At 50.4% G+C, this 22,874-nt stretch carries 18 protein-coding genes; 5 read left to right on the top strand and 13 right to left on the bottom strand.

What is annotated here, in order from left to right; genetic code table 11:
- Positions 1-71: 71 nt before the first annotated feature.
- On the top strand, positions 72-869 hold the full coding sequence (locus CHI14_RS22415) for a flagellar motor protein (protein WP_095291454.1): 798 nt from the start codon (positions 72-74) through the stop codon (positions 867-869).
- Positions 853-1,662, top strand: coding sequence for a flagellar motor protein MotB (locus tag CHI14_RS22410; RefSeq protein WP_095291452.1), 810 nt, complete (start codon positions 853-855; stop codon positions 1,660-1,662). Before CHI14_RS22415 ends, CHI14_RS22410 begins: the two co-directional genes overlap by 17 nt.
- Positions 1,663-1,753: 91 nt before the next feature.
- On the opposite strand, the gene CHI14_RS22405 is transcribed toward CHI14_RS22410, so the two are convergent.
- The 6 genes from CHI14_RS22405 to CHI14_RS22380 all read right to left on the bottom strand — a co-directional run bounded on the left by CHI14_RS22405 (position 1,754) and on the right by CHI14_RS22380 (position 10,449).
- Positions 1,754-2,440: a DUF1266 domain-containing protein gene (locus CHI14_RS22405; protein ID WP_095291450.1), complete on the bottom strand. Its 687-nt coding sequence runs from the start codon at positions 2,438-2,440 to the stop codon at positions 1,754-1,756.
- Between the two features lie 17 nt (positions 2,441-2,457).
- Positions 2,458-5,091 (bottom strand): J domain-containing protein, encoded by a 2,634-nt coding sequence (locus CHI14_RS22400; RefSeq protein WP_095291448.1) that lies wholly within the window; start codon positions 5,089-5,091, stop codon positions 2,458-2,460.
- A gap of 7 nt (positions 5,092-5,098) precedes the next feature.
- Entirely contained in the window at positions 5,099-6,796 is a 1,698-nt protein-coding gene (locus CHI14_RS22395) for a molecular chaperone HscC (RefSeq protein ID WP_095291446.1), read from the bottom strand.
- Between the two features lie 343 nt (positions 6,797-7,139).
- A complete protein-coding gene (locus tag CHI14_RS22390; protein WP_095291444.1) occupies positions 7,140-8,324 on the bottom strand; it encodes an ABC transporter permease in 1,185 nt (394 codons plus the stop codon).
- Entirely contained in the window at positions 8,317-9,501 is a 1,185-nt protein-coding gene (locus CHI14_RS22385) for an ABC transporter permease (protein WP_095291442.1), read from the bottom strand. Before CHI14_RS22385 ends, CHI14_RS22390 begins: the two co-directional genes overlap by 8 nt.
- Before the next feature lie 12 nt (positions 9,502-9,513).
- The gene (locus CHI14_RS22380; protein ID WP_095291440.1) at positions 9,514-10,449 is read right to left on the bottom strand and encodes an ABC transporter ATP-binding protein; all 936 of its coding nucleotides are present in this window, start codon (positions 10,447-10,449) and stop codon (positions 9,514-9,516) included.
- Between the two features lie 206 nt (positions 10,450-10,655).
- Here CHI14_RS22380 and CHI14_RS22375 point away from each other — a divergent pair, with 206 nt between their 5' ends.
- Both CHI14_RS22375 and CHI14_RS22370 read left to right on the top strand, forming a co-directional pair.
- On the top strand, positions 10,656-11,927 hold the full coding sequence (locus CHI14_RS22375) for a sensor histidine kinase (RefSeq protein ID WP_095291439.1): 1,272 nt from the start codon (positions 10,656-10,658) through the stop codon (positions 11,925-11,927).
- Between the two features lie 32 nt (positions 11,928-11,959).
- Positions 11,960-12,643: a response regulator gene (locus CHI14_RS22370; protein ID WP_481856443.1), complete on the top strand. Its 684-nt coding sequence runs from the start codon at positions 11,960-11,962 to the stop codon at positions 12,641-12,643.
- A gap of 59 nt (positions 12,644-12,702) precedes the next feature.
- On the opposite strand, the gene CHI14_RS22365 is transcribed toward CHI14_RS22370, so the two are convergent.
- The 5 genes from CHI14_RS22365 to ftsE all read right to left on the bottom strand — a co-directional run bounded on the left by CHI14_RS22365 (position 12,703) and on the right by ftsE (position 18,755).
- Complete coding sequence (locus tag CHI14_RS22365) at positions 12,703-14,028, bottom strand: PDZ domain-containing protein (protein WP_095291435.1); 1,326 nt, start codon at positions 14,026-14,028, stop codon at positions 12,703-12,705.
- A gap of 85 nt (positions 14,029-14,113) precedes the next feature.
- Positions 14,114-15,565 (bottom strand): S41 family peptidase, encoded by a 1,452-nt coding sequence (locus CHI14_RS22360; protein ID WP_095291433.1) that lies wholly within the window; start codon positions 15,563-15,565, stop codon positions 14,114-14,116.
- 132 nt (positions 15,566-15,697) lie between these two features.
- The gene (locus CHI14_RS22355) at positions 15,698-16,975 is read right to left on the bottom strand and encodes a murein hydrolase activator EnvC family protein (RefSeq protein ID WP_095291431.1); all 1,278 of its coding nucleotides are present in this window, start codon (positions 16,973-16,975) and stop codon (positions 15,698-15,700) included.
- 186 nt (positions 16,976-17,161) lie between these two features.
- Complete coding sequence (gene ftsX / locus CHI14_RS22350; protein WP_095291429.1) at positions 17,162-18,079, bottom strand: permease-like cell division protein FtsX; 918 nt, start codon at positions 18,077-18,079, stop codon at positions 17,162-17,164.
- A complete protein-coding gene (gene ftsE / locus CHI14_RS22345) occupies positions 18,069-18,755 on the bottom strand; it encodes a cell division ATP-binding protein FtsE (protein ID WP_095291427.1) in 687 nt (228 codons plus the stop codon). Before ftsE ends, ftsX begins: the two co-directional genes overlap by 11 nt.
- A gap of 253 nt (positions 18,756-19,008) precedes the next feature.
- Here ftsE and CHI14_RS22340 point away from each other — a divergent pair, with 253 nt between their 5' ends.
- Positions 19,009-20,439, top strand: a complete 1,431-nt coding sequence (locus CHI14_RS22340) for a VanW family protein (protein WP_095291425.1) — start codon at positions 19,009-19,011, stop codon at positions 20,437-20,439.
- Positions 20,440-20,520: 81 nt separating this feature from the next.
- Here CHI14_RS22340 and CHI14_RS22335 read toward each other — a convergent pair whose 3' ends face one another.
- On the bottom strand, positions 20,521-22,086 hold the full coding sequence (locus CHI14_RS22335; RefSeq protein ID WP_095291423.1) for an MDR family MFS transporter: 1,566 nt from the start codon (positions 22,084-22,086) through the stop codon (positions 20,521-20,523).
- A gap of 72 nt (positions 22,087-22,158) precedes the next feature.
- Positions 22,159-22,851 carry a cytoplasmic protein gene (locus CHI14_RS22330; RefSeq protein WP_095291421.1) on the bottom strand — a complete coding sequence of 231 codons (693 nt, stop codon included), beginning with the start codon at positions 22,849-22,851 and terminating at the stop codon, positions 22,159-22,161.
- Positions 22,852-22,874: the final 23 nt, after the last annotated feature.

Raw genomic sequence — 22,874 nt, 5'->3', positions numbered from 1 at the left:
GTTCCCGTATAATTATACCTCGTTCGTACATGTGATGCAAACGTGAAGTAAAGACAGGAGTGGGTTAATTTATGGATATTGCGACACTTATCGGCATCATAGCCGGGATTGCCGCAGTGATCAGCGGTTTTTTGTGGGAAGGCGGCCAATTATCCGGCCTCGTGCAAAAAACGGCTGCTCTGATTGTATTCGGTGGAACAATTGCTGCAGTGGTTGCCAGCTTCCCGTCTCATCGGCTGCGTACCATTCCGGCAGCACTGCGCATGGCTTTTGGTCGTAATGACAATGATCCGCGCAAGTGGATGGAAGAATTGGTGGACATGTCCTCCATTGCCCGCCGTTCAGGCGTGCTTGCACTGGAACGCCAGGTGATGGATCATCCGCATCCATTTCTGAAAGACGGTATCCAGATGGTTGTCGATGGCACCGATCAGGATGTGATCCGTCAGATCATGGAGCTGGAGATCGATTCGGTAGAACAGAAGCATGAGGGCTATGCCAAAATCTTCGAGTCCGCAGGAGGCTACGCTCCAACCATGGGTATTATCGGTACGGTCATGGGACTGATTCAGGTTCTAGGCAGCCTGACGGATCCTACCGGACTGGGCCCGGCCATCGCTGTTGCCTTTACGGCAACCTTATACGGGGTAGCCAGTGCCAATCTTATCTTTTTGCCCATTGCCTCCAAAATTAAGTCCCGGAGTGCTGACGATATTCAGATGATGGAGATGCTGCTGGAAGGTGTGCTCGCCATTCAGAATGGGGAGAATCCTCATCTTGTACGGAAACGGCTTGAGTCCTTCACACTCACACATCGTCAAATCTCACGTTCTGTAATGAAGGAGGGATTGGATGAGTCGGCGCAGTAGAAGGCGCGGAAAACGTGAACCTGGTGACCATCGGGATCGATGGATGATTACCTATGCCGATCTCATTACATTGCTGCTGATCTTTTTTGTCATCATGTACGCTATGAGCAATCTGGACTCCGGCAAATACGACGTGGTAACCCAATCACTGCAAAATACATTTAATCAATCCGATTCCATTCTTGACCTTGGCAATGGAATCGATGAAACCGCAGGTCATACCATCACTGAAGTTCCTCCAACCGAGGTCCAGGGAGAAGATACAACCTCTCCCGAAGAAGGTCAGCCACTGACCGAACGGGAAGAACAGTTTCGATCCCAGGAAGAGGAGCTGCAGAATCTGTTCAATGTGATTACCCAGTATATCGAAGATAATAAACTGGAAAATCAGATTTTTGTAGCAGATAATCCGCAGGGGATCTCCATCACCCTGAGTGACCGCTTTCTGTTCGATCAGGGACAGGCCGCCCTCAAAAGTGACGCTGCACCTACACTCAGCAAGCTCGCAAGCCTGTTTCGTGACCTGAGCACTGTCGTCAGCATAGAGGGGCACACCGACAATGTGCCAGTCGGCGCGAATTCCACATACAAAGACAACTGGGAGCTTTCCGGTGAACGCGCACTGTCTGTGCTGCGGTTTTTCCTGGACAAAGAAAATCTGGACCCTGACGGGTTTCAGTACGCAGGCTATGCAGACACACGTCCCACAGGTGATAATTCCACCGCAGCCGGCAGGCAAAAGAACCGCCGGGTCGAAATCACCGTACTGCGTCAGCTGCAACCCCAAACCTAAGTTCCAATCGGACGAGGCATCCCGTCACTTCACCAAAAAAGCACGTTCCTGCTGAACCGAATTCAGTAGAACGTGCTTTTGTGATTCTATTTTACTGTAGGGACAAATTCAAATTCCAGTCCACTTTGTTATAAATGCTGTTCGATTGCACGAACAAATTACGCACATAATTGACCTGACGCTGAACCAGCGGCTCGGCCGTTTGCTCCAACCAGTACAATCTGCCCGCCAGGAAAGCAACCGCGTACTCTTTCCACGAAGAATATGCCGATTGCGCTTCAAGGGCCGCCTCCAAAATCAATTGTTCTGCCTCCACTTCGGTGATAAACCCGACATATGCACTCTTGCGGCACAGGTTGGCGTATCTTCCCCAATCCCAGGCTGCAATGCCGGCAGGGGGTAGTTTGTACATATACGTTTTGACCACCAGGTATTCATGATATCGGCCCGTTTCCGGATTAAGGGAGTGAATGCACTTCCATTGATCGGCTTCGGATAATGCATTCATAAAAGTCCTCATTTGTTCAAACGCCACCCGATGCCCGCCTTCCCGGATCCATTCCAAAGCCGACAGGAGTTCTTCCCTGTTATGAATACGCCATTCTTCCTCCAGAGAGGTACGGAATCGTTCTTTTTCCTCTTCATTCTCATCATGCTCGTAATCGTTGTGTATATCCAGTCCATTCATCTCATCCATGATGGCGCTCATGCCCCGAAACCACAGCTGTTTGTCCGTAACACCTTGCACAGCCTGAGCCGCTCCTCTGTCCTGTCCCATGATCCTTGCCCTCCTTCCTATGTAAAATGTAAGTCCATGACTTCATCCGGCTCCAGATGCTGAAGGGGGACAGTCGAAGGCCACAGTTCATACGCCGGCTTGGATTTGCGAAGCTTTTTCAAAAAGGAAAATCCCCGTTCTGCAGCACGAGCAGCAATAGCGTCACGACGCACAACATAATCCGGGTGGTCTGGCTGGCTGTGTATAGCCTCTTCGGCATAGGCGAGCGCCTGATCCCAATCATGTTTATCGTAATACACCATGCTCAGAGCACTGCACACATCGCCCCGCAGACCTGCGCCGTAGGCTTTGCCCAGTTCAAGAATGGCTTGATCCATATCCCCCGCATGATAGGCTGCAATCCCGGAATACAACCAGATATGAGGATCAATATCCTCCGGTTCTTCTCCGTCTATATAAGCTTCCACATAAGCGCGGACACTTGCCCAATCTTGGACTTCTACCAGATATCGTGTAATGAACAGCAATCCCCACGTTTCGACCGTCTCCATGTTGGACATCATTTCCGCAAGTTTGTTCAAATATGGATCCTTGTCCTGCATATCAGACTCCATTACGCAAACGACTGCCATTTTAGCAAGTTCATATACGTTCGGATGTTCATTTAACCCGTTGAAGTATGTATCGTGTGCCGACATAAGCTGCCCCTGTAAACGCAGGATATCTCCTTCAATCAGAGGGCCGTCCTGGTCCCCCGGATTCTCGCTCCGGAATTGCCGGATATCGTGCAAGGCCTGTACCATCTCCCCCAGCTTCGCCCTTGCAATGGCCAGATAATAATAAATGACCGCTTCATGCTCATGGACCAAAGAAGTTTCAAGGGATTGTATGGCATCGGCATACTGCCCTAGTTTCAGATGTGCGAACCCTTTCCGATACCAGGCATTTGCAAAATCATGCTCCTTAACCACAACAATCTCATAATCGGCAAGCGCTTCTTCATAACGTCCCATTCTAAAATAACAAAGCGCCCGCAGCGAATAATATTCATAGGGCTCGGGATTCAGTTCAATCGCCTGACCGGATAGTTCAATGGCAGGCTCAAGCTGATCTTCTCTCTGGTAAGCACTCGCAAGCAAATGCCTGACCTCCGCATGGGATGGTTCCATTTCTGCTGCTCTGCCCAGATCCTCTATGGCAGCCGTATTATGGTCCATGCGCAGATGCAGTTGCCCCCGTTCAAGCAATATCGGAAAGCTGCTGATTCCTTCCCTGCCCGCAGCAGCCTCAGCGTACTGAAGGGCTTCAATCCCTTCCTCGCCTTTGCCTATTCGAACAAAGCCCTGGGCCCAGAGCAGATATAATGCCGCATCCAACTCCTCGTTTACATTAATTTCGCCGAGATACTGAACAAGCCGCTCATCGTTCCACAGTTCAGCATACCCCTCGGCAGCCTCACGCTGCAGCTTGAGACGAACGACCGCATCCGCTTCCTGCTCAGCCGCTCCGATTTTTTGCTCAACCCGTTTCTGTTTCAGTTCCAGCAGCGTAATCTGCATCTCTAGATCATGAGGATACTGAGCGACGATCTGCTCAACCATGTGGAGTGCTGTCTCCAATTCCCCCTGCTCCTGATAGAACAAGGCCAATCCATTCAATGCATCCAGTTGGTGAGGTGCGCGTTCCAGTACCTTGCGGTATAGCTGCTCAGCCTGCTCCCTCTGCCCGGCGGCATGCAGTAATCTTGCGCTATGCAGCAGCCCGTCTACTGCATCTGGTTCGAGTGCAGCCAGCCTTTCAAACAATACCAGGGCGGCACCTTCCTCTTTGTTCCACAGGCGGAATTTGGCGGCCAGCCGGATCAGGTCCGGGTCATCCGGATACAGTGCCATACCTGCATCAATGTGTGATGCGGCTTCCGCAGTATCACCTCGAAGCATCAGCTGGAATGCAGTTTCACGCAGACGAATGAAGGTTTCATAGTCTACGTCTCTTCCCGGATCAAACGTGTCATAACGAAGCTCCCACGGACGCCCCAGTTCCATGCCTGGATACTCTGCGATTTCCTCCGGAAGCACCTCTTTCAGCTCTTCCCGCTGTTCCGTCCAACCGAAGAAGTCATCCAACCGTCCCCAGACGGCTTTCGGTAAAAAAGGACGTTCATACAGCCTCCGCAGCAATTCCGTTCCCGTATAAAATTTCACGTCCAGTTGCCATAGTTCCTCGCTCTGCAGCCAGTCCTCCCATACGGCGGAATCTGCCCGTTTGAATACATCCTCTACAATAGAACGTGCTCGTTCAAGCAAGTGGACTGTGTCATCCACGGAAGCTGCATCTTGAAGCGAAGTGGCTGCCGTCTCAACAGGAGCATCCCAATGATCCACGGTAAAGTAGACGGGACCTTCTTCGGATTCGGAAACAGCTTCCAGCAGAGAGCCTTCCGCCTGAACAGAGCGGAGCTCCATCTCGGACTGATTCTGTGCTTGCGGGCTGGCCTGCTCCGCACGCAGCTCCTGATCCGGCATCGGTTCTTTCGCAGCCTTCAGGGCCTGCTCGTAAGCTGACCGCAATTCCTGGAACCCCTCCGGATCATCTTCCGGATGCGTACTTCGCAGCTGCTTCGCATACGCACGTCTTATGACTCCTGTATCCTGCGTAGGCTCAAGCCCCAATCTTGTCCAGATGTCCATTCACATATCACTCCCGCACTCTTTCAATTTGATCCAGTACTTCCTTCAACTTTTCTGCTTCTTTCCTGATTTCACGGTCGTCCTGGCGTTTGAGCGTCTCTTCGAACTGCAACATGGCCTCGGCTATGAACGTACGGTACTCGGCCAGTGATTCTTCATACATCCGTTCCCCGCGAGCCATGAGCAATCGGTTCTCCATCCGGTCTCGCGGATGAATCTTGATCGCTTCCAGTGCTTTGAATCGCTCGGCGATTTCCTCTTTGGACAGGTCACTTTCTTTGCCCTGTATTATCGCTACCTTTTTCTCCCCTGTCTCCACCGAAGACACTTCCACTTCCAGGATGCCGTTAATATCGTACGTGAAACGGATATCCACAGCCTGTTGCCCCGCCGGCGCAGGTGGTACCGAGATGGTCAGTTCCCCCAGCTTGACATTGTTCTTCGCCAGCCGGCTCTCTCCCTGATATATATCCGCAGTAATCGATGCCTGATTGTTGTGCATTGTATAATATCGCTCGACTTTACTAACGGGGATGACTGTATTCCGTTCAATGATCGGCGCAAACATGCCTGATTCGAATCGTCCATTGCCAAGTGACATCGATACAGAGGTTCCCAGTGTATACGGGCATACATCCGTCAGAATCACTTCCTCCAGATCGGCATGGCGTTCCTTCATTGCGGCCTGGATTCCCACACCGAGGGCTACAGCCTCATCCGGATGCAGATGGTTCGCAGGCAGTCTGCCGAACAATTTGCCTGTAAACGAATAAATAAGCGGCATACGCGTAGCCCCACCTACCAGGATTACGGCATCCAGCTCATTGAGTTTGACTGAAGCATCGCGCAAAGCACGCTCGACCGGTTTTTGCAATCGTGCCAGTAACGGTTTAGCCGCTTGATCAAATCTTGCACGGTCAACATGAAGTTCCTTTACTCCCGCTTCCAGCGTTAAGGACATCGTACCTTCTCGTCCATCAACAAGCGCACGTTTGCAAGATTCGGCCTGCTTCCAAAGCGCTGACTGTGCCTTGCCTGACAACGTATCCTGCTCAATCTGATGCTGCTCGGCGAACATGTCCGCCAGCAGTCTTGTGAAATCCTCGCCCCCCAGGAAGTTATCTCCGGCAACCGACTTCACTTCCATTATCTGATCAAACAGTTCCAGGACCGATACATCAAATGTACCGCCGCCCAGATCAAATACCAGGAATTTCGTCTCTGGCTGCTGCTGGTGCAGACCGTACGCTATGGCCGCTGCTGTGGGCTCGCTGAGCAAGCGCTCGACCTTGAGGCCGGCCAGCTCTCCTGCCCGCTGTGTAGCCTTGCGCTGGGCATCGTTGAAATACGCAGGCACGCTAATAACCGCTTCAGTCACGGACTCCCCCAGGTAGGCTTCAGCATCCGCCTTTAGCGATTTCAATATAAAAGCCGATAATTCTTCCGGCAAAAAATGATATGTACCCAAATGGAATGTCCGCCCGGTCCCCATATACCTCTTGAAGACAGAAGCTGTCCGCTCGGGATGTGTTATCAGTCGCTCTTTGGCCACTTCACCGACGAGCATCTCCCCGTTGTCATCGACACTGACGACAGAAGGCGTCAGGCGGTTGCCGAGTGCATTTGGAATAATAACGGGTTCTCCGCCAGCCCAGCAGGATACCAGGCTGTTCGTTGTTCCCAGATCAATACCGATGATTGTCATGGAGTACTTACCCTCTTTCTGTTCAACATCTATAAAATGGTACAGGACATTCCTACAGGCCTTGTTATATGCTGGCATATACAAGTCCAGCATACCGGATGGACCCTGTCTAATTCATTCCTTAACGAACAATTTATCATAGATTAACAACCTGAGGACATAGGTATAACTTCACTGATTTACCCAAAAGCAGGCACCCCGAATCAGACCCTTGGCACCTCCCCTACCTGATTACAGCCCAAAAACCGGATACACAAATGTGCACCCGGTCGTTTGAATTTATGGAAGTCTTTCTAGTGATTAATGAACCAATCCCTGAATGGTAGCAGCACATTTCCATAGGTTATGCGTCCACACCAGGCTGACTGGGACGGAGAATAACCGATCCGACCGTCAGCAATATGGCGGCCATGCCACACAGAATGAGCAGCGGCAATTTGATGTCGGACAGCGTGCCGCCTGCAGAGATCGTCTCAACGGCTTGGATCGTCCATTTTTGCGGGACAAAGTTCGCCAGCTTTTGCATATAATCCGGCATAATTGACAGCGGCCAGAAGCACCCTCCAATCATGCAGGTTGGTGTGATAATAAGTGAATTCAGGACGTTTGCGTTTTTGGATTCGCGGATCAATCCGGCCACCGTACTCGCAATCCCCATGGATACCAGCATAAAAGCAGCCAGGATGAGGAAATGTACGCCAAATGGAATACCTGCGTCGTAGTGCAGCACCCACCTGCTGATCCCCAGCACCAGCACAATCTGAATCATGCCGATAGCAAAGCTGCCCAGGAAATTGCCGAGAGCAATTTCATATGCACGGACAGGAGCGGTGTACACTCGGGCCATCGTCCGCTGCCTGCGGTCTTCCATAATGACAGCTACTGCGCTGGTCAGCAGCCCCATCATGAACATGATCGTAAATCCGGTCACATTGTTCAGTCCTGGTTTGGGATACATCTGCAGGTCGGTAGCTTCGCCTGAGATCTGATGTTCCGCCGTTTTCTGCAGCAGCTGTTCGAATGGCTCTTGAGTTGCTGTCAATTCTGCCGTTTGTCCTTGGCCTGAAACTGGGCTCGTTGCCGCGACCACAACCCGGGCTGACTGATGCAGTCCGGCAGCCATCCCTTCAACTGCAGCCCGCAACGTGTAGGAACTCTCACTGACACGAAGTTCAACCAGCTCGATCGATACGTTCTTCCCTTGCAGCAAGTCATCCGTATAATGAGCAGGGATGATGATCCCCGCATTCCCCTTTTGCCGGGTAATGGCTTCTCGAAGTTCTGCCTCCGTGTTCATCGGCTTGAGCAGATACTCTTCCTTGTTCGCAAGTTCATTCACAATCCACGCACCCGCTGCTCCTTGATCCTCGTTTACATAAGGAATAACGGCCCGCGTGGCTTGCTCGCTTCCAAATAACGCAACTGCGCCTGTGACAACAAGGCAGGGGAGCAACAGAAATGCCATAAACCCCCGTTTGCGTCCTATGGTGCGTTTGATCATTAACCAGGCAATATTCAAACTATTCATAGCGGTATCCCACCTTCCCGTAGATCACAGCTGCAATGGCTAGCAAGACGGCACTCACAACACCGAGCATGAAGATATTGTGCATAATCTCGCTCATTGAAGCGTCCAGCATCATGCGCAGGAAACTTTGCAGAGCCCAGTGATTCACCGTAAATTCACCAATCCGCTGTACAAAATCAATGGCAATCGGGGTGAAGCCACCGCTAATAAATGTCATGGCAATGATGATGCCCTGCATTAACGCACTAGCAGATGCCGCACTTTTGCTCACGAGTGCCACAATCACACCAATCATCATTGAAGATATGGTGATCAGAACGCAGATCAGAACAATCAGCCAAGGATGTGTCCCCCAATTCACGCCGTATAACCAATAGGTCATCAGAACAATAATCAGTGCCTGCATGAAAGCCAGGAGGCTGTTGCCCGCAATTTTCCCTGCAAAAATGACACCATTGCCTACGGGAGCGGCCTGCAGACGGGTTAAGGTTTTCTTGTCCCGCTCACTAAAAAGGCTGTTGCTCGTCGTCATGCCTGCGTATAACATAAACATGGCCAGCATGGATGCAGCATAATATTGAGAGGCACTGTATGAGGTACCTGCCGTTCCAGGGTTGCTGACGTTAACATAAGAGATATTGGCCGAGCCTTCATCAATCATGGATGCCACGGCCAAACTTGCTTCCGGTCCCAACACTTCCAATGTTGCCTTATGCCTGTTCAATTCATCCGTGAAGCGGGTAAACAAGGTCTCACCTACGATGTTCAGTGTGCCGTCTTTCCCCAGAATCCATTGCAGCTTGGCCTCTTCTCCCCTTGCCATCTGTTCTTCCAGATCGGGCGGGATCAAGACTGCAAAATCGAGTTCACCTTGCCGAAGATTACGCTCTGCTTCCTCCTCAGTCGTATAGTGCTGTACTTTCATCATTTCGGCTACAGCCGGAGCCGCTACAAATGCATTCAAGGCTTCTGTGACTGAACCTGAATTCGAATCTGTCTGAATCACTCCCACGCGTACCTGTCCAGGCACGTTGTCCTTCCCCGTATCCATCGTACTGGATAACGCAGCTCCCAAAATAAAGATTAGCAGCAGAGGTAGAACAAACAGATTCAGGAGAACAGATCGGATTCTCAGAATCCGCCTTATTTCAAACATGCAAATATGCCAAATGTTCATCCATGCCACCTCCTAATCCCGCAGCGTCCGGCCGGTCAGATTGAGGAACAATGTCTCCAGATCGGGCTCTTCAACCTGGAGCGACTGAATGGCAATCTCGTGTTTGCTGCAGATGAAAAGGATATCCTGCAGATCCTGCTGAGCCGAAGGCAGCGTAATGGTCAGGGTGTCTCCTGCCACTTCTACTGCACGTACACGCGGATGAAGCCTCAGTTCCTCAACGGCACCGGGGCCAATCCCCGAAGCGATTAGCACGATTTTCTCCTCGGACGCTACCCGCTCTCTCAGTTCCGCTTCGGTGCCACAGGCAATGATGTGCCCCTGATCCATGATCGCCACCCGGTTACTGATCGCCGCGACTTCCTCCATGTAATGGCTTGTATAGATAATGGTTGATCCCATCTTGTTAAGCGTGCGTACAGATTCCAAAATATGATTTCTCGACTGGGGATCAATTCCTACCGTTGGCTCATCCATAATAATCAGATCCGGCCGGTGCATAATGGCACATGCGATATTCAGCCTGCGTTTCATCCCGCCAGAGAAAGTGGATGGGGCATCCTTCGCTTTATCCTGCAGCCCGACAAATTCGAGCGATTCCTGCACCCTCTCCTTCAACAGTTTCCCGCGCAGTCCGTATAGCCTGGCAAAAAAAGTGACATTCTCCGCAGCAGTCATCGCTTCATACAGCGCCAGATCCTGCGGCACAAGTCCAATCTTGCGTTTGACTTCAAGCGGTCGCTCCTTGACTGAGATGCCATTCAGCCGGATCTCGCCCTGATCGATGCTGAGCAGACCTGCAATCATACTGATGGTGGTGCTTTTGCCTGCTCCGTTCGGCCCTAAGAGTCCAAATATCTCCCCACGCTCCACACTCAGGTTCAAGTGATCCACCGAAAGTTTGCTGCCGTACCGTTTTACCACATGTTCCATTTCAAGAATAGCCATCACTCGTACACTCCTCTTCCACTCCAGCATCCCGCGCCAGATTTCATATCTGTATTGTAACGAATCCCATGGTCCCGCGAAGGTACGAAAGGTCATAAGATGAAGGTGACTTAAGTCATCTCCTGCATAAGAAGCAGGCTGTGCTATAATCAGGGGTGCATTACCCGTAATTTCCCATTCTATTTTAAAAAGGATGTTTCTTACCTATGCCGATGCGTATACTGCAATACGGTTTAATTCTCGTTCCTGCTGTCCTGTACCTCTTGATGCTGCCCTTGGATCAGGAGGATTTATATACGCTGTATATCATCATTGCGCTGGGACTCGCTGTTTGCAAGGACTTTACCCGTTCTCGTGCTCGTGCTCGGTATGTGCTGCTCATCCTGGCTGAAATGCTCTGGAGCTGCTGGCTGATTGCTGTATACGGACCCTTCATGTTGTTTTTGTCCTTATCCATACTCTATGTGTATATGTATCGACTTGGAGGGACATCCCGCTGGTTAATGTTGGGGGCTCAGCTTGTCGCCACAAATATAGCGTTACATTGGCAATACGCTCCGCCTCAAGAGCTGCTTCCTTGGTTTGCCTCAGTTCCTACCGAACCTAAATTCCCCTTCATGGAAGAGACAGCAGGAAGAATGGTGGGAAACCTGGTCCTTGTCCTTACCGCCGCACTCTCCTGGCAGGGCTCCAGAATGGCAAGCAGTCGCGGACAGCTGGAACAGGTATATGACGAGCTTCGCAGTAAACATTACGAGCTTCAAGACGCTCGTGCACAGCTGCTGCTGTTTACGAAGCAGCTTGAGGGAGTGGCTCAGGAGGAAGAACGGACCCGGATTTCAAGGCAGCTTCATGACGATATCGGACACCGCCTCATTCGTACGAAAATGATGTCAGAGGCTGCCCTGTTAACCCTTCCTCTGGATACCGAACAAGGTACGGAAATGGTGAGACAAATACGCGATCAATTGGCGGCAAGCATGGATGATATGCGTTCTACGCTTCACAAACTGCGTTCCAGTTCGTATGTATCCGAAGCCTATGCACTGGATCTTCTTCTGGAAGAGGTAGGCAGGGAGACGGGGGTGAAGACGAGTTATGAAGTCCGCGGCTCATCCTGTGAGCTGTATCCAAGCATGCAGATCGTACTATATAAAAATGCCAAAGAAGCGCTAACCAATGCCCTGAGACATGGAAACGCCAGTACGATTACGGTTGAAATGGAGTACGGCGAACGCGAAGTCTCCATGTCGGTCAGCAATGATGGAGTAATCAAAGCGGAGCAGTCTGCAAGAGCCCAGTCTGAGGGCATGCAATCGAACCGCAGCACAGCAGCAGATTCGGGCCAATCGGGAATGGGGCACGAAGGAATGCGACTCCGCACAGAATCCATTGGAGGCCGGCTTGAGATCCGGCATACTTACCCTTATACCGTAACTACACGTTTGCCCATGATGAAGAAGGCTGATTTGATCTGAGAAAGGAAGTGATGGTGCCCATGTCTGAACGAATGGAACCAAGTAACCATAAGGAAGCTGAACAAATCCAGCCCATTCGGCTGATCCTCACGGATGATGACTCTTTTATTCGCGAGAGCCTGAAGGTCCTGCTCGGACTTGATCCCGGCATTATCGTCACGGGCACGGCATCCAATGGACGTGAGGCACTTGAACTGCTGGAGTCAGGAACCGCTGCCGACGTTGTATTGATGGATATCCGCATGCCTGACTGCAATGGCGTGGAGGGTACCCGTATCATCAAGTCCCGTTTTCCTGATATGCGTGTACTGATGCTGACGACATTTGACGACGACGAATACATCATCCAGGCTCTGCAGAACGGTGCTAGCGGTTATTTGCTCAAAAATGTACCCCCCGACCGAATTATTCAAGGCATCAAAACAGTACATAACGGTGATATGCTGATTCACCCCGATATTGCCCGCAAGCTTGCGGGGCTGCTTCGTCCGGCTGCGGCTCCCCAGACACATTCACATCCACCTCTTGATGCTTACGGTCTGACACGAATGGAACTGGCCGTTGCTGAAGCGATATCGGAGGGGCTGTCCAACAAGGAAATTGCGGCTAAACTATTCTTGAGTGAAGGTACGGTCAAAAACTATGTCACCGAAATTCTCGGAAAACTAAGCCTGCGTGATCGGACACAGATCGCCATCTTTATGTTGAAGAATTAGATTCACATAGCACAAAGGGTACTCCCTCGCTGTCGCAGCGGTGAAGTACCCTTTATTTATTACATTTCTACTGATCCTTGTTCATTCACGCCCGGAGCCGGCAGAGCCAGCGGAGCATCATTATTATGATTATTTTTGCGACGAGCAAATAATTTGAGTGTGATGATATGGAACAACGTCAGCGGACGCAGCTGCACTGCCCAAGCTTCATGGTTGACCGGAGCCATAAGTACCCCAAGCTGATGATGTTCACCTTCATAGATGGCCCGCTGCATAAATTTGCTCTCACCCTGATGGTTACGAACTTCCAGTTTGCAAAAGGCCGGATTCATCCGCAGTGCACGATGCAGTTCTTCCGGTGAGTCTACCATCACACCGTTCACTTTATACAGCGTCTCTCCTGCTTCGATGCCCAGCTCTGCAGCAGGGCTATCCGGAATAATGCCAAGCACCTTCAAACCATGAACCGGATGAACATACACCGGACTGCGGTGCTGTTCCTCGAATCCACTGTACCACACCAGAAATTCATGGCCGACAAATGCTGCCAGAGCAGCAACCACCATAAGTGGTGACCACCACGCCGCCAAGAGACTGAGCACAAGCAGGCCTGTCCCGTAGAGCAAGAGCCGCTTGGCGGATATCTGTACCTTTTGCCCAGGAAGCATACTCTGCGTAACTTCGCCAAATCCAAGCAGGATCGGAAGTGCCATCAGCATGTAGCTGCCTCCTGCATTCAAGAGAGGACTCCAAGCGAGTTCTGCTCCGCCCCCCGTTACGGGTACCATGATCAACATCGGGATCGGCCAGAAATGCTGCAGCTGGTATCCTCCGACAAGCTTGCCGCGCTTGCCTTCAAAGAGCAACGGCGAAGCCATGGATACCCCTTGCAGGCGAACCAGCATCGCTTCACCTAGATGCAGTAAGGCAGCCAGTACCAATAAAGCAGGCATGTCCAGCGCACGCAATGCCTCCGTGACACTGCCAATCCATCCCTCCGGCTGCCAGCCTGAGCCCAGGTTCAGCCCAAACTGCACTACGCCAAGCAGCCCTGCCGTGTAGGCGAAGCACAGATAGCGAATACGGAACAACGCCAGAATTAACGTTGCGGCCCATATGCAAATGACACTGGCAAGTGTAAGATGCGCTCCTAGGAAGATGGATATTACTGAGACAATGACACCGATGACGATACCTCCGAGTAAGGCACGAATCGTCTGGGTGATGGAGCTTTGCAGACGAACATGAAACAACCTACGTTCCTGTAATAATTGACGATGATAGATCAGTGCAATCAAAATGACCGCAATATAATAAAACGGCTGAGTAAACAACTGCAGCAATGCTTCCCCTAATGTTGTTACCCACGGCCAAGCCCATTCCATGATGGCCCGTCACCCCTCTCCTTCAGCCGGTTCAGAAAAAAAGAAGGCTGATAATCAGCCTTCTTAATGGCTTCGACACGACGTTCTAAATATCCTTTGAGACATTTTCGATCGCGCGCTTCAGCTGTGCATCATATTGAGGATTGGCAATACGTTCAATCAGAGCCGCTTCCAGTGATTCAGCGGTTTTCTCATCGATCTCACCTGTGGCCTCAATGCCTTTCTGCTTCTGGAATGCTTTGACCGCTTCTTCCGTCTTCTGGTCATAGTATCCATCTACACGATCCGGCTTGAAGTCAAGTCCTCTCAGCATCGTCTGCGCACTTTTCACATCCGTGCTATTGCTGTCATATTTCAAAGGTAATTTTTCTTTGTTAATCGGTGCCACCGAGAAGTAATCCGGCTGGTTCACCGCAATATCCGGTTTGATGCCTTTTTCATGAATCCAGTCTCCATTCGGAGTCAGCCATTTCGCAATGGTGATTTTCAGCAGGCTGCCATCACCCATTTGCTTATCATAGCTCGTCTGTACCGTGCCTTTACCAAAGGAGTTTTCGCCAACCAGCGTTGCGCCTGCAGACTGCTGCAATGCACCGGCCAAAATTTCCGACGCACTTGCGCTTCCTTTGTTCATCAGTACCGTAATCGGGTACGACTTGCTAGAACCATTCGATTTGCTTTGCTCACGTTTGCCGTTTTTGTCCTCGACCTGTACGATCACTTTGCCTTTTGGAACAAACTGCTCGGCAATGTCGATAACCACTTGCAGTACGCCGCCCGGATCATTACGAACGTCAATGACCAGACCCTTCATGTTCTGTTTCTCCAGATTGGCCAGTTCTTCCTTGAAGCGTTCTCCGGTATTCAGCGAGAATTGGGTGATGGTAATGACACCTACACCGTTATTCTCCATGTGGGCATATACAGTCTCGAGATCAATATCATCACGCACAATGGTAAATTCAATCAATTCTGTAGAACCGGCGCGCTTCACTTGTACCTTGGCTTCGCTGCCCTTTGGACCTCTGATTTTGTTAACAGCCTTGTTTAATTCAAGGCCTTGCAGAGATTCGCCGTTCACAGACATGATCATGTCTTTCGCCCGAATGCCTGCTTTTTCGGCAGGTGATCCTTTGATCGGGGAAACGACAACGACGTTTCCATCCTGCGAGGATACCTCGGCCCCGATCCCGGTAAAGGATCCTTCAATGGATTCCTCGAACTGGGCAGCCGTTTCCTGTCCCATGTAGTTGGAGTATGGATCGCCAAGGGATTCCATCATACCGTTGATCGCACCATCGATCAGCTTGGTCTTATCTACATCTTTATAGTAGTTGCTTGAAATCAAATCCATTGCGGTTTCAATCTTCTTCAAATCGTTCTTCTGCTGCGTATTGCCGGTTACACTGGCCAGCAGGCCTTCACCCGAGGTGGTCTGATTGGCCACACCGGGATAACTCATCAGTACCAGCGTAAGCAGGCTCCCTCCAAGGAGGGCCACAATGGCAAGCAGCAGCGCCGATCTTTTCTTCATCATCCGTTTGCTCACCGCCTTTAGTTTTGAAGCGTGTCAGATTCCATATGCCCGAATCCATTCCCTGAACATGCCAGCTTAGTATATGTCTAGCTTGTACGGAATATGTCTTTTCCATTCCTTCACAGTCAATTATTACAGGTAATTCATCGGATTCACTGCTGTACCATTTTCGCGAACTTCGAAGTGCAAGTGAGGTCCAGTTGAGTTACCTGTGTTGCCTGACTCGGCAATAATATCGCCCTTGCTCACCGTATCGCCCTTGCTTACCTTAAATCCGCCTTCACGCAGGTGACCATACAATGTCCAAAGACCGCCACCATGGTCTACGATAACCGTATAGCCGTATCCACTGTACCACTCGGCCATAATGACGATACCACCCGATGCAGCATGAACCGATGTGCCCGTTGGAACAGCGAAATCAACACCATTATGCATTTTGCCCACTTCACCCGTAATCGGGTGTGTACGACGACCGAATGGCGAGGAAATGCGTCCACCGGATACCGGTTTGGAGAAGATTCCATTGCCCGCTGTATACGTGGTTTCACTGCTGCCTGTGCTGACCTTCGTTGGCGCTTTCGCTGCTGCTGCAGCCCGAGCTGCAGCGGCTGCTTTCGCTTTGGCAGCGGCGGCTGCCTGCTGCTCACGAAGTTTGTTTTTCTCCTGAAGCAATGCTGAACGCTTGCTGGCGATCTGAATCAACACATCTTCCTGCTCCTGCGTCAGCTCTTCCGACTCTTCAATTTTAGCATCATAGGAAGCCAGAAGCACCTGTTTCTCCTGTTCCTTCTCATTTAACTGAGCTTTACGTTGTTTCTTTTGTGCATATAGGCTTTTGGCTTCCGCATACTGCTTGTCCAGTTCAGCCTTTTTGTCGACAACGAGCTGCTTGTCCTTTTTGTGCTCATCCAGCAGATGCTGATCCTGATCCACAATGGTTTTCAGCGAATCTGCACGGGTCAGGAAATCCGAAAAGCTTGTTGATGACAGCAACACATCCAGATAGGATACTGCTCCATCGGTATACATCAGACGTACACGCGATTCCAGCAGTTTCTCCCTTGCAACAATGCGCTCCTCTGCAGCCTGGAGATCTTTTTTCGTCGTGCGAAGATTTTCTTCCGTATTCTCAATTTCCAGGGAAACGTTCGCCAGTTCATCACTGACAACATTGATCTGCTCCATGACGACCTTCAGATAGGCATTGGTTTTGTTCTTGTAATGCTGGGCTTCCTTCTTGTTGGCAGCAGCCTTTTTCTGTTCCTGTTTGGCTGCAGCAGCCTTGCTCTCCAGCTGGTTAATCTGTTGATCTATGTCGCTAATGCTACTCTTGGCATATCCGTCCGAAGGTTGAAGCGTCAATCCGGCCAATAACGTAAAGGCCAGCAGCGAGGCTGTTTTTTTCAAAATGGTGATCCCCCATCCTATGAATTCACAAGAAAGCAACCTGCACAGGTGGTGAACATCATGTTCTTATGCTTTCTTCCATCTAATTAAGAGTGCGTCTTCCCTACATATCGTCAAACAGCGTCCAATTGTGAACCTGCTTTGTCATTCTATTTCGACAATTTCTGCAATTCCAGTAATAAAACATTAAACCTTAAGTGACTTGCGAATGGACAGTGTACTTCCCAAAATACCTACCAGCATACCGAGTCCGATCAAAAGGGTTCCAAACAGCAACCAAATGTCGCTGAGCGGGATCAGGTTAAGCATCTGCATGAATACATCCTGACCAATGGTAGCCAGCAGTCGGCTGTAACCGAAGAACAGAACGGCTACCGTAATCACCGAACCGATGAATCCAATCAGAGCACCCTCAATAAAGAAAGGCCAGCGAATGAATGTATTCGTTGCACCGACGAGCTTCATGATGCCGATCTCCCGGCGGCGGGCAAGAATCGTTACGCGAATCGTATTCGAGATCAGGAACATGGACATAAGAGCCAGTCCCCCGACAAAAATAAATCCGATATTCCGCACAAGGCGTGTAAATTTGAACAGCACTTCCACCGTTTCCTTGCCGTAGTTCACTTTCATGATCGGCTTCTCCGGGTGTTTTTCGTTCAGGGCTTCAATTTTTTGCGCCACAAAAGTGACGGTTTCCGGTTCAATGACCTCAACTTCAATGGTCTCCGGCAGCGGATTATTATCCACGTCAAAACCGTCCAGCACGTTATTCGCACTGTCACCGAGACGTTCGCGGAACTCCTTGAGTCCCTCTTCCTTGGAGACAAAGCGAATCTCGCTTACTTCCGGCATTGCACTGATCTCCTGCTGCAGCGTATTGCGCAGACTCTCATCCACATTCAGCTCCAGAAACGCACTAATCTCCACCTGGCTATCCACCTGGTTAGCCATGGAGTTCACATTCAGCACAAGCAGCATGAATACCCCGAGAATGAGCAGTGACACGATGATCGACATGATGGATGCCACAGACATCCAGCCGTTGCGGAATACGTTTTTGAATCCCTCCCGCAAATGGCGCAAGAGAGTGCTAAAATTCATAACCGTATTCCCCTCTCATCTGATCCCGTACAATCTGGCCGCGCTCAATGGCGATAACCCGTTTACGCATCGTATTCACGATATCCTTGTTATGGGTTGCCATGACAATCGTCGTTCCTCTGAAATTGATCTCGTCCAGCAGCTGCATAATGCCCCATGACGTCTCGGGATCAAGGTTACCTGTAGGCTCGTCTGCGATAATCACCGACGGATTGTTTACTATCGCCCGTGCGATGGCAATACGCTGCTGTTCCCCTCCGGACAATTGCGAAGGTTCACGATTCGCCTTGCTTCGCAGTCCCACCAGATCGAGCACTTCCATGACCCGTTTCTTGATGTGACGCTTCGGTGCCTCAATAACCTCCATGGCAAAAGCCACGTTCTCAAACGCCGTCATCTTGGGCAAGAGACGGAAGTCCTGAAACACTACACCGATGTTGCGGCGCACATAAGGAATCTTCCTTGGTTTCAACTTGCCGATATTAAATCCATTGATGGATATTTGTCCTTTGGTCGGAATTTCTTCTCTGTACATCAGTTTCATAAATGTTGATTTACCTGCGCCGGACGGACCGACGATATACACAAATTCATTGCGGTCGATCTTCACCGACACCCCTTGTAATGCGTGGGTCCCATTGGCGTAGGTCTTCCACACGTCCTGCATTTCTATCACATCATCACTTCCTGCTCACATAGTTAGCCATTATCATTTCGACACAATCCCGGCAATTCCTTTAAAAAGACCTGAATTTCATCAGGAGCATTCCATTTCACCCTTATTTCGATCCCCTGGGATGGAAGCATATAAAATATATTGTAACAAATTTGTTACCTATTGAGTACCCGAAAGTTTTCCTGCATTGGATCATATATATAGAAAGTGTTACGAATTGCGGAACATCAGAAGTACAAAGGAGCGTACGGATATGAAAAAAATACATTTGGCCGTCATTGTCGTGTTTTCCATTCTCTTCATCGGTTCCGCTTCCTACGGATTGTTGTATATGTATGTGAATCAGCCCGCTTTGCCGGGTAAGGTGCAAATTGGGAGCTGGCAGGTCGGCGGCTTGAATCGGAGTGAGGTGCTTCTGGAACTGGACGAACGTTTGAAAAAGCTGGAGGACTGGCCTGTTACGCTGGAGGTGGATGAGCCCTCCCTGACGCTGAACATAACTGCTATGGAAGCCGGTGCAGATTACAGTGCGGGCGCCTTTCGTGCGGCGGTACATGAGCTGGAGGAAGGGAATGTGTGGGAACGTGCGTATGCCCGTTATCATTTCGCGGAGGAATGGCCTCTCGAACAACGGTACAATACCCAATCTCTTAGAACACGTTTGAGCCCTGACTGGGAAAAGGAAACCTTCGGCACCCCCGCAGACGCTGTCCGGCGGATTACTGCAAACGATAAGGTCCAGTACATCCCGGAAAAGGGCGTCCGGCGGATCGCCTGGGATGAACTGGAGGCTAGGCTGCTTGCGAAGCTTCCCCACGATTTCACCGTGCTGGACAATGGGAATACTCCTGCTTCACTGTTAATACAGCTGCCCCTATACACCCAGCAGCCTGAAGTCACGTTGGAGTCTTTACGCAAGGAAGGCATCGAGCGGAAGATCATCCAGTTCTCCACAGGGCTTGGCAACAGCACGGAAGGACGCATACATAATGTCAGTGCAGCAGCACAATCCGTGAACGGCATGATTTTGGAGCCTGGCGGCATGTTCGACTATGAAAAGATCATTCAACATGCCGAAAAGGAATATGGGTTCCGGGAAGCCCCGGTTATTGTGAGGGGGCGTCTCACCCCAGGGGTGGGCGGAGGCATATGTCAGGTGTCCAGCACCGTATACAATGCAGCCTTGTTAACCGGACTCGATATTGTCGAGCGGCGCAATCATTCGATACCCGTCAAATATTTGCCGAAAGGACTGGATGCCACTTTTGCTTCTGGCGCTATCAATTTCCGTTTCAAGAACAATACAGGCAAATCCCTGCTAATCCATGCTGAAGTGAAGAATCACCAATTAACCGTCAAATTTTTTGGTACTTTTCCCGAGAATGTCAGCTACGCGCTCGAGTCCCACACCATCGAAACGCTAAGCGCCCCTGTAAAGTATGTTTCCAGCAACGTGCTGCCGGAAGGTGCCCAGCAGGTACTGCAAAACGGACAGCCTGGCTACATAGTGGAAACCGTACGTATCAAAAAAGTGGATGGCAAAGCGGTGGAGTCCAAAACCATTTCGCGAGATACCTACAAAGCTCAGGATCGCCTTATCGCACGTTCAGGTCATAGCAGCTTGCCAGATCCGCAGGAGCCTTCTGTTGTGGAGGATGGCGTGAGTGATACCAAACAGCCATAAGAGTTGGACAAAGCAAAAGACACACCTCTCTATTGCTCCGCGTGGAGATAGAATGGTGTGTCTTTGTTGTTCACTTCATATTTAATGCCCTGCTGTGTATTCTCCCTGTTCCTCGCCGATCACCATCTTTTCTTTTCCCATAAAGAAAGCAGCAATCAGAGCCAGTGCCGCCGGAATGGCCGCCCAGGCAAACAACTGCACGATCGAGGAGGATAACGCATGAGTGATGGCCTCCAGCACCTGAGGTGGAATGGCCTGTCTAAGCTCCGGAGAGAGCAAGGCGTGCGGGTCGCTCAGATTCAAGCCCTCCGGCATGCCGCCTGCTGGCAAACCGGCTCCTGCCTCGCCTGCTTCTGCAGCCGTACCGGTAAGGGCATCGTTCATTTTGCGCGTAAATACCTGGCTCTGAACAATTCCAAAGATTGTAATCCCCATCGTCATCCCGAGCGACCGCAAAAAGTTAAGCGTAGAACTTGCGGCACCACGTCTCTGCGGTTCGAAGGCATTCATGGCCGCATTGCTGAGCACGGAGAACGAAGCTCCCACACCCAAGCCGACGAGAACCATAAATATGCGGATCGTCCAGAGGGACGAGTTTTCATCCAGTGTCGTCAATAACCCAAGACCAAGAACCAGCAGCGCCAGTGTCGGGATCATAATGTTCCGATATTTGATCTTGGTCATCAGCACACCACCCATTGAGGCGGTTACGACTGACCCCAGCATCATAGGCAGCAGCACAAGACCCGAATTGGTCGCTTTACCACCGAGTACACCCTGAATAAAGATTGGAATGTACACCGACGCTGTGATAAATGCCGCGCCACTAAACATGGCAATGACATTACTGGACCAGTAAACGCGGTTGCGGAACATGTTAAAGGATATAATTGGCTCCTTCGCTCTCGATTCGGCAAATACGAACAGCAGCGTCAGTACTGCAAATCCGGCAAACAATCCGAGAATTTGCCACGAGTTCCAGGCATACGTTTTGCCACCCAGTTCGAGGCCAAAGATCAGACATACGACAGCACCAATCAGCGTCACGGCGCCCAGCCAGTCAATCTGCTGGGATTGATGCTGGTGAGATTCCTTGTAGAAAAATGCAATAAACACAAACGCAATCAGTCCGAGCGGCAGGTTAATATAGAATACCCATTCCCACGTGGCGTACTGTGTGATGTATGCGCCCAGCAGCGGTCCAAATACGCTGGATAATCCAAAGACAGCTCCGAACAATCCGCCCAGCTTGCCCCGTGCTTCCGGTGCAACCACGTCAAACATGATGGTAAACGCAATCGGCACCAAAGCACCTGCACCAATCCCCTGAATGGCTCTGTACATGGTCAACTCCACAATGGATGTTGCTGTTCCACATAACGCCGAACCAAGCATAAACACGATGATTCCGAATACAAAAAACTTCTTCCGTCCATACATGTCGGACAATTTACCGAAGATCGGCATGCCTGCCATCTCGGCGACCATGTAAGCTGAAGTCACCCAAACGAATTTGTCGAGGCCACCCAGCTTCCCGACGATATCCCCCATCGCCGTTGCTACGATGGTGTTATCCATCGAAGCCATCAGTATGCTGAGCAGCAGCCCTGCCAGCACCAATCCAATACTGTTTTTACGTGCAACCATTGTACTCAATCTCTCCATTCACGCTCTATTCATATGACTGAAATAGTATATCCGAAAAGCCGTCCCCAATAATCAGTCCATGGACCGATTGCGCTGAACCAAAACTTCGGATTGTGAATGGATCTGCAGAGAAGAACGGTATTCAACTGTACCAATTCGGCAGCCTGGGCCAATTTTTATTTTATCTCCCCGGACAACCTCGGCTACCGTGTTCTCTAACTCAATGTCATCTCCTTCAATCATGTTTGCCGTGAGAATCGATTGATTACTCGAAAATAAACCTTCCAGCAGCTTCCCCCGGCCACTCTTCACAGAGATGATTGAACCGCCAATTTCCCTGGCTTCAGACGGACCCATAATTTTAAGTGTCATTTGTTCTGCGGTAAGCATACCTCCGACCGTGAAACGGCCATTGAGTTTGATATTCTCTGCTTGGCAGTCACCCGGTAGATGAAACTCACCTACCACTTTCATTTTTTCAGCTTTTGCATGTAAGCCGGATACGCCACTCCCACTCCCATCTTCAGGATCGACAGCTCGTTCTGTCAGGGTTAGCGTTCCCGTGATTTTAATATCGTTTGATTCAAGAAGTCCGTAGATGACCGACGTGCCCGTACATTTGAATTCATCACAATATAAGTCATTGTTAAAGGAGGAATCTCCTACAACCTTGACCTTGCCGTACACACCGCCAGCGGAGCTTCCTTCACCGATAATGCTGATGTCATTTCTCTTGTCTGATGGACTAACGTTATGGTTATTCAAGTCGCATCCCATTCCTTTCTCTA

It is taken from the genome of Paenibacillus sp. 7516, from assembly GCF_002272715.1.
GTDB classification, from domain to species: Bacteria; Bacillota; Bacilli; order Paenibacillales; family Paenibacillaceae; genus Paenibacillus; species Paenibacillus illinoisensis_A.
This window is presented reverse-complemented; position numbering and strand designations above follow the sequence as displayed.

Bases quoted from the DNA above. Each gene is read 5' to 3' on its own strand.
- CHI14_RS22415 (WP_095291454.1), top strand. From the start codon at position 72: ATGGATATTGCGACACTTATCGGCATCATAGCCGGGATTGCCGCAGTG.
- CHI14_RS22410 (WP_095291452.1), top strand. From the start codon at position 853: ATGAGTCGGCGCAGTAGAAGGCGCGGAAAACGTGAACCTGGTGACCAT.
- CHI14_RS22405 (WP_095291450.1), bottom strand. From the start codon at position 2,440: ATGGGACAGGACAGAGGAGCGGCTCAGGCTGTGCAAGGTGTTACGGAC.
- CHI14_RS22400 (WP_095291448.1), bottom strand. From the start codon at position 5,091: ATGGACATCTGGACAAGATTGGGGCTTGAGCCTACGCAGGATACAGGA.
- CHI14_RS22395 (WP_095291446.1), bottom strand. From the start codon at position 6,796: ATGACAATCATCGGTATTGATCTGGGAACAACGAACAGCCTGGTATCC.
- CHI14_RS22390 (WP_095291444.1), bottom strand. From the start codon at position 8,324: ATGAATAGTTTGAATATTGCCTGGTTAATGATCAAACGCACCATAGGA.
- CHI14_RS22385 (WP_095291442.1), bottom strand. From the start codon at position 9,501: ATGAACATTTGGCATATTTGCATGTTTGAAATAAGGCGGATTCTGAGA.
- CHI14_RS22380 (WP_095291440.1), bottom strand. From the start codon at position 10,449: ATGGCTATTCTTGAAATGGAACATGTGGTAAAACGGTACGGCAGCAAA.
- CHI14_RS22375 (WP_095291439.1), top strand. From the start codon at position 10,656: ATGCCGATGCGTATACTGCAATACGGTTTAATTCTCGTTCCTGCTGTC.
- CHI14_RS22370 (WP_481856443.1), top strand. From the start codon at position 11,960: ATGGAACCAAGTAACCATAAGGAAGCTGAACAAATCCAGCCCATTCGG.
- CHI14_RS22365 (WP_095291435.1), bottom strand. From the start codon at position 14,028: ATGGAATGGGCTTGGCCGTGGGTAACAACATTAGGGGAAGCATTGCTG.
- CHI14_RS22360 (WP_095291433.1), bottom strand. From the start codon at position 15,565: ATGATGAAGAAAAGATCGGCGCTGCTGCTTGCCATTGTGGCCCTCCTT.
- ftsX (WP_095291429.1), bottom strand. From the start codon at position 18,079: ATGAATTTTAGCACTCTCTTGCGCCATTTGCGGGAGGGATTCAAAAAC.
- CHI14_RS22340 (WP_095291425.1), top strand. From the start codon at position 19,009: ATGAAAAAAATACATTTGGCCGTCATTGTCGTGTTTTCCATTCTCTTC.
- CHI14_RS22335 (WP_095291423.1), bottom strand. From the start codon at position 22,086: ATGGTTGCACGTAAAAACAGTATTGGATTGGTGCTGGCAGGGCTGCTG.